The 7,229-nt window shown below is 32.9% G+C and carries 5 protein-coding genes and 1 pseudogene; 3 read left to right on the top strand and 3 right to left on the bottom strand.

Translation table 11 applies throughout. From position 1 onward, the window contains the following. The 3 genes from B4I81_RS02245 to B4I81_RS02235 all read left to right on the top strand — a co-directional run. A partial coding sequence (locus B4I81_RS02245; protein ID WP_291106939.1) for an aminopeptidase occupies nucleotides 1-1,844 on the top strand: 1,844 nt, incomplete at its 5' end. Between the two features lie 183 nt (nucleotides 1,845-2,027). Next, on the top strand, nucleotides 2,028-4,430 hold the full coding sequence (locus B4I81_RS02240; protein WP_291106937.1) for an alpha-ketoacid dehydrogenase subunit alpha/beta: 2,403 nt from the start codon (nucleotides 2,028-2,030) through the stop codon (nucleotides 4,428-4,430). After that, nucleotides 4,430-4,993: an anthranilate synthase component II gene (locus B4I81_RS02235; RefSeq protein WP_291106935.1), complete on the top strand. Its 564-nt coding sequence runs from the start codon at nucleotides 4,430-4,432 to the stop codon at nucleotides 4,991-4,993. Before B4I81_RS02240 ends, B4I81_RS02235 begins: the two co-directional genes overlap by 1 nt. On the opposite strand, the gene yaaA is transcribed toward B4I81_RS02235, so the two are convergent. From yaaA to B4I81_RS02220, 3 genes and pseudogenes are all read right to left on the bottom strand, one after another. After that, complete coding sequence (gene yaaA, locus B4I81_RS02230; RefSeq protein WP_291106933.1) at nucleotides 4,994-5,752, bottom strand: peroxide stress protein YaaA; 759 nt, start codon at nucleotides 5,750-5,752, stop codon at nucleotides 4,994-4,996. 139 nt (nucleotides 5,753-5,891) lie between these two features. After that, complete coding sequence (locus tag B4I81_RS02225; RefSeq protein WP_291106931.1) at nucleotides 5,892-6,932, bottom strand: RluA family pseudouridine synthase; 1,041 nt, start codon at nucleotides 6,930-6,932, stop codon at nucleotides 5,892-5,894. Continuing rightward, nucleotides 6,919-7,229 (bottom strand): annotated as a pseudogene (locus B4I81_RS02220) (PASTA domain-containing protein); the annotation flags it as partial. The pseudogene B4I81_RS02220 and the gene B4I81_RS02225, both read right to left, overlap by 14 nt.

The following is a 7,229-nucleotide window of genomic DNA, read 5'->3' as shown; positions in this document are numbered from 1 at the left end:
TAAAAACTTATTTAGGAATTTATTTGAAAGAAAATTTCAATTTGAATCAAAGAAGAGACTATTGGGTTTATGATGGAGTTCAAGTTTTTTTGATGATGAAATATATTGAGGAATATTATCCTGATTTAAAAATGACAGGGAATTTAGCAAATATTAAACTACTCAAATCATACAACTTTATCAATCTTAATTTCAATGAGCAATACAATTATTTGTATATTCTAATGGCAAGAAAAAATCTTGATCAACCATTAAATGAACCTAAAAACAAACTCATCAAATTCAATGAACATATTGCTAGTAAATATAGAGCTGGTGTGAGCTTAAAATATTTAGATGATTACTTAGGAAATGAAATTGTTCAAAATTCTATACAAGAGTTCATTCAAGAAAATCAAAATTTTGGAACAAACTCAAGACAATTGGAAACAGTTTTAGAAAAAAATAGTCCAAAAAACATTGATTGGTTTTTCCGTACTGTAGTAGAAACTCGTAAATTAATTGATTTTAAATTTGGTAAAGTAAAAAAATCAAAAGATTCTTTATCTGTAAAAATTATTAATAAAACAGGAACTAATGTGCCTATTTCATTGTATCATTTGAAAAACAATGAGATTATCAAAAAAAGTTGGATAACCAATATTTCATCGGATTCCACAATTGTTATTCCAAGATTAGACGCTGATAAATTAACACTAAATTATAATAATGAAATACCAGAATATAACCTCAGAAACAATTGGAAATCATTAAAAGGATTCTATTTTAACAATAGACCTTTCAAATTTATTTTTCTAAAAGATCTAGAAGATCCCCATTACAATCAAATTTTTTACGTTCCAGAAGTAGAATTCAATATTTATGATGGAGTGGCTGTAGGAATGAGATTACACAACAAATCCATACTTAACAAACCATTTACTTTTAGTACAACCCCAATGTATTCAAGTAATACAGGGACTATTGTTGGAAAATTTACTGCATTTGTTGATGATAATATTAGAGAAGATGGAAAGTTATATCACATAAGATATCTTATTACAGGAAATCGTTTTCATTACACAAGTGATGCCTTTTACACCAATATAAGTCCTGTAATCCAATTTAAATTTAGAGATAGAAACTTCAGAACTAATAAAAATGAATTTATTCAATTAAGACAAGTATACGTTCAGAGAGACAAATCGAATCTAATCATTGATACGAAAACAGAAAACTATAATATCTTCAACGCGAAATATGGAAATTATCAATCTGAAGGTACGAAACATTTTTCCATTTTAAATGATTTACAAATAGCAAATTCCTTTGGAAAAGTTGCAACCGAAGTGCATTTCCGAAAACTATTTGAAAACAATCGCCAAATAAGTCTACGCCTTTTCGCAGGAGCTTTTATGTTCAGAAGCACTAATTCCGACTTTTTCAGTTTTGGATTAGATCGACCTAACGATTATATGTTCGATTACAATTTATTAGGAAGAAGTGAAACAACAGGAATTTACAGTCAACAATACGTTTACGCAGAAGGTGGATTCAAATCTAAATTAGATACCCGATTTGCAAACCAATGGATGACCACTATTAATGGAACATTCAATATATGGAATTGGATTCAAATTTATGGCGATGCTGGAATGTTTAAAAACAAATACTCCGATCCAAAATTTGTTTTTGATTCTGGATTTCATTTAAACTTAGTTCCTGATTATTTTGAACTGTTCTTACCTGTTTATTCCTCAAACGGTTATGCATTGAATGATACAAATTATGGACAACAAATTCGTTTTGTTGTTACTCTAAGTCCTAAAACATTAGTTTCACTATTTACAAGAAAATGGTTTTAATAGATTTTTGTTCATTTATTTAACAATTCAATAATTAAAAATCGTTTTTCAATGAATTCATTGCGTTTTTCAAATCAAAATCATTGATAATTTAATAATAATTAAAAAAATATTACACCTTGTATTGTTTTATAAGTCGTTTTAATTAAATTTGTTGAATTATCAATTTCGTACAAACGTCTTATGAAAACAGCAACAACATCGGAAGTAGTTTCTTTTGAAGATTTTAAAAAAGAAGTCATTAACGATTATAAAATCGCCCGAATTAGTAGAGAATGTAGCCTTCTAGGAAGAAAAGAAGTGCTTACGGGTAAAGCCAAATTCGGAATTTTTGGCGATGGTAAAGAAGTACCTCAATTAGCATTAGCAAAAGCATTTCAAAACGGAGATTTCCGTTCAGGATATTATCGTGACCAAACGTTTATGATGGCAATTGGAGCTATGAACATCGAGCAATTTTTCGCTGGATTATATGGCCATACCGATATTAATTTTGATCCAATGAGTGCTGGACGTCAAATGGGCGGTCACTTCGCAACGCATTCATTAGACGAAAACGGAAATTGGAAAAACTTAACCCAACAAAAAAATTCGAGTTCTGACATCTCTCCTACTGCCGGACAAATGCCGCGTTTGTTAGGATTGGCTCAAGCTTCAAAAATATACAGAAATGTTTCGGGTATCAACCAAACCAACTTCTCAGAAAACGGAAACGAAGTAGCATGGGGAACTATCGGAAATGCTTCCACTTCAGAAGGTTTATTCTTCGAAACTATCAATGCTGCTGGTGTTTTACAAGTGCCAATGGTAATGAGCGTTTGGGATGACGAATACGGAATTTCAGTTCACGCTCGTCATCAAACAACTAAAGAAAACATCTCAGAAATCTTAAAAGGGTTCCAACGTGATGAAGAAAATAACGGATACGAAATCTTACGTGTTAAAGGTTGGGATTATCCAGCTTTAGTTGAAACGTATCAAAAAGCATCGCAAATTGCGCGTGAAGAACACGTTCCTGTTTTAGTGCACGTACAAGAATTAACGCAACCACAAGGTCACTCAACTTCTGGAAGTCACGAACGTTATAAAAATGCAGAACGTTTAGCTTGGGAAGCAGAATTTGACTGTGTAGCTAAAATGAAAACTTGGTTAATCGATAACAATATAGCTACTTCAGAAGAATTAGAACAAATTGACAACCAAGCTAAAAAAGACGTTTTAGAAGGTAAAAAAGCAGCTTGGACTAATTTTACAGCTCCAATCAAAGCAGAACAACAAGAATTAGTTGGTTTACTAAATACCATCGCTTCACAAAGTGAAAATAAAGTATTTATCGAGAAAATTGCTAGCGATGTTGCTTCAATAAAAGAACCAATTCGCAAAGATATTTTAGTTGCTGCACGAAAAGTGTTGCGTATTATTATCAAAGAAAATTCTCGTGCTACTTTAGCTACTTGGATTGAAAACTATACGGAGAAAATCCAACCAAAATTCAGTTCGCACTTATTTTCGCAATCGGATAAAACGGTTTTAAAAACCAAAGAAGTAGCTCCAACTTACGCTGCAACTGCTGAAGACGTAGATGCACGTTTAGTATTAAGAGATAACTTCGATGCTATCTTCTCAAAATATCCAGAAACGCTGATTTTTGGTGAAGATTCTGGAAATATTGGTGACGTAAACCAAGGTTTAGAAGGCATGCAAGAAAAATACGGAGAATTACGTGTCGCCGATGTGGGAATTCGTGAAGCTACAATTTTAGGCCAAGGAATTGGAATGGCAATGCGAGGATTGCGTCCAATTGCTGAAATTCAATATTTAGATTATTTATTGTACGCTATTCAAATCATGAGTGATGATTTAGCAACATTACAATACAGAACAGCGGGTCGCCAAAAAGCACCGTTAATCATCAGAACTCGTGGGCACCGTTTAGAAGGCGTTTGGCATTCAGGTTCACCAATGGGAATGATAATCAATGCCATCAGGGGAATTCACGTTTTAGTTCCAAGAAACATGACCAAAGCCGCTGGTTTTTATAACACTTTATTAGAAACAGACGAACCTGCATTGGTTGTAGAATGTTTGAACGGTTACCGTTTAAAAGAGAAAATGCCAACTAATTTAGGCGAATTCAAAACACCTATCGGAGTAGTTGAAACGATTAAAACTGGAACTGATATTACATTAGTTTCTTACGGTTCTACATTACGTTTGGTAGAACAAGCAGCAAATGAGTTAGAATCAGTTGGAATTAGCGCTGAAATCATTGATATTCAATCGTTATTACCTTTCGATATCAACCATGACATTGTAAAATCAGTTGCGAAAACGAATCGTTTATTAGTCATTGACGAAGACGTTCCTGGAGGAGCAAGTGCCTATATTTTACAAGAAATTGTGGAAAATCAAAATGCTTATAAACATTTAGATAGTGCACCTCAAACCCTAACATCAAAGGCACACCGTCCAGCATATGGAACGGATGGTGACTACTTCTCAAAACCTTCTGCAGAAGACATTTTTGAGAAAGTTTATGCAATAATGAATGAGGCAAATCCAACAAAATATCCAAATTTGTATTAATGAAAGTTGCTGTCATTGATAATTACGATAGCTTTGCCTACAATTTGGTTCACTATTTAGAGGATTTGAATGCTGAAGTTACTGTATTTAGAAATGACGAATTAGAGGTAACAGATTTAGAAAAATTTGACAAAATACTTTTATCTCCAGGTCCAGGAATTCCAGATGAAGCTGGCTTGTTAAAAGAAATAATTATAAAATATGCTCCAACCAAAAGTATTTTAGGAATTTGTCTTGGCTTACAAGCAATTGGAGAAGTTTTTGGTGGAAAATTAATAAATCTTGAAAAAGTGTATCATGGTGTAGCAACCAAAATAATTATTATTGAAAATGATACACTTTTTCAAGATATCCCTAACGAAATTATTGTAGGTAGATACCACTCATGGGTTGTAAATAAAATAAATTTACCCAAAGAATTAATCATAACTTCCGAGGATTCAAATGAGCAAATTATGTCTTTAAGACATGTTACTTATGATGTAAAAGCGGTACAATTTCACCCTGAAAGTATCATGACTCCACATGGCAAACAAATCTTAAAAAACTGGATTGACAACTAACTATCTTGTAAAAACTAAAGTATTTCCTTTACTAAAATTCGCATCAAAAGCATAACCTTCATAGTTAAAACCTTTTAAATCTTCAATAGTTTCAGCATTAGTATCCATAATATAACGCACCATTAAGCCTCTTGCCTTTTTTGCGAAGAAACTAATCATTTTTAATTTTCCATCTTTATAATCTTTGAATTCTGGAGTAATTACTGGAACTTTTAATGCTTTTGTATTGACCGAACTAAAATATTCGTTGCTTGCTAAATTTAAAAATAATTCGTCTTTATTAAGTTCTTTGTTTAAGGCATCTGTGATGGTTTTCTTCCAAAACTCATATAAATTTTTCTTCGTTCCAATGGCGATTGAAGTTCCCATTTCTAAACGATACGGTTGCATTAAATCTAAAGGTTTTAGAAGTCCGTACAAACCTGAAAGTATTCGCAATTTTTCTTGTAAAACAGCTACTTTTTCTGTCGGCAAAGAATACACATCTAATCCGGTATAAACATCACCATCAAAAGCATAAACTGCTGGACGTGCATTTTCAGGCGTAAAAGGAACACTCCATTCTTGATTGCGTTGCCAATTTAATTCGGCTAACTTTTCAGAAATATCCATAAGCTCCATTAATTGCTTCGGTTTTTTCTTTTTTAACGTTTTTTGAATGGTTTCCGATTTCGACAAAAAAGCAGGTTCTGTGTAATTTGAAATCGGTAACGGACTCTCGTAATTCAAAGATTTAGCTGGTGATATAACAATTTTCATAGTTTCTAATTTCTGTTTTTCAAAAATACGAAAATATACAAAAGTTGGTTTATGAGTTTTATAAGATTTAATTATAGTGCCATAAAAAAACCTCCAACTATCTTTTAATTTGGAGGCTCTAATTTTTAAATATTTTCTTTTATTCTTCTGTAAATGTTTGCGCTTTTGAATAAACCCTCCATTTATCAATACATACTTGTAAATCTTGTGGAATTGGAGAATCAAAACGTAAAAATTCCTTTGTGATGGGATGTTCAAATCCTAATGTTTTGGCATGAAGTGCTTGTCTAGGTAACACTTTGAAACAATTCTCAACAAACTGCTTGTATTTTGTAAACGTCGTTCCTTTCAAGATGGAATCACCTCCATATCGTTCGTCATTAAAAAGCGTATGACCAATATGCTTCATATGAACACGAATCTGATGCGTTCTTCCCGTTTCTAATTGGCATGAAACTAAAGTAACATATCCAAATCGTTCTAAAACTTTATAATGCGTTACTGCTGGCTTACCTTTTTCTTCATCTGAATGAACAGCCATTTGCATACGATTCGTGTCATGACGACCGATGTTACCTTCCACAGTTCCTTCTTCTTCTTCTTCAATATTTCCCCAAACTAATGCAACATATTCTCTTTCCGAAGTTTTTTCAGCAAATTGTTTGGTCAAATATGCCATAGCAAAATCCGTTTTCGCAACCACTAATAATCCTGAAGTGTCCTTATCAATTCGATGCACTAAACCTGGTCGTTCCGAACTGTTCATGGGTAAATTCTCAAAATGATAGGCTAACGCATTCACCAAAGTTCCTGAATAATTTCCGTGACCTGGATGTACTACCATTCCGGCTGGTTTGTTAATCACCAACAATTGGTCGTCTTCATACACAATATCCAACGGAATATTTTCGGGTGTTAGTAATTGCTCGTAAGTTGGATGCGCTAAAACTAAACGTACAACATCACCAGCTTTTACTTTGTAATTCGATTTTACAGGAACATCATTCACTAAAATCGAACCTTTTTCAGCCGCTTGTTGAATTTTATTTCGGGTGGTATTTTCAATCATGTTCATCAAAAATTTATCCACACGCAAAGCCGATTGACCTTTACTTGCTTCAAAACGATGATGTTCGTATAACTCGTCTTCGAGTTCGGTTCCTACATTATAATCCGCCATCTCCTTCTTTAAATTCTGCTGGTTGTACTTCTTCTACTGGTGGTAATGTATCAGCAGGTTCTTCTGAACTAAAAGTTTCTTCATTAAAAACTTCTTTTCCATCCCCTAATACAAAATCCAATGTTGAATTTTTCTTTACCTTATCTCCTGCTCTCAATCGTCTACCATCTTGAAAAATTTGCAATACAATATCTTTTGCAATGTGAGGTTTATAAGTAATTTTTCCCTCTTTTAAAGTTAATGATTTTATGGTTGCAGAAATTTGTCGAAACGTTTTATCCTTAAATTCTGGAATAG

The sequence above is a fragment of the Flavobacterium sp. UBA6195 genome, from assembly GCF_002422095.1.
GTDB lineage: Bacteria > Bacteroidota > Bacteroidia > Flavobacteriales > Flavobacteriaceae > Flavobacterium.
Note: the sequence above shows the minus strand (reverse complement) of the source record. Positions and strands in the feature narration are given on the sequence as shown.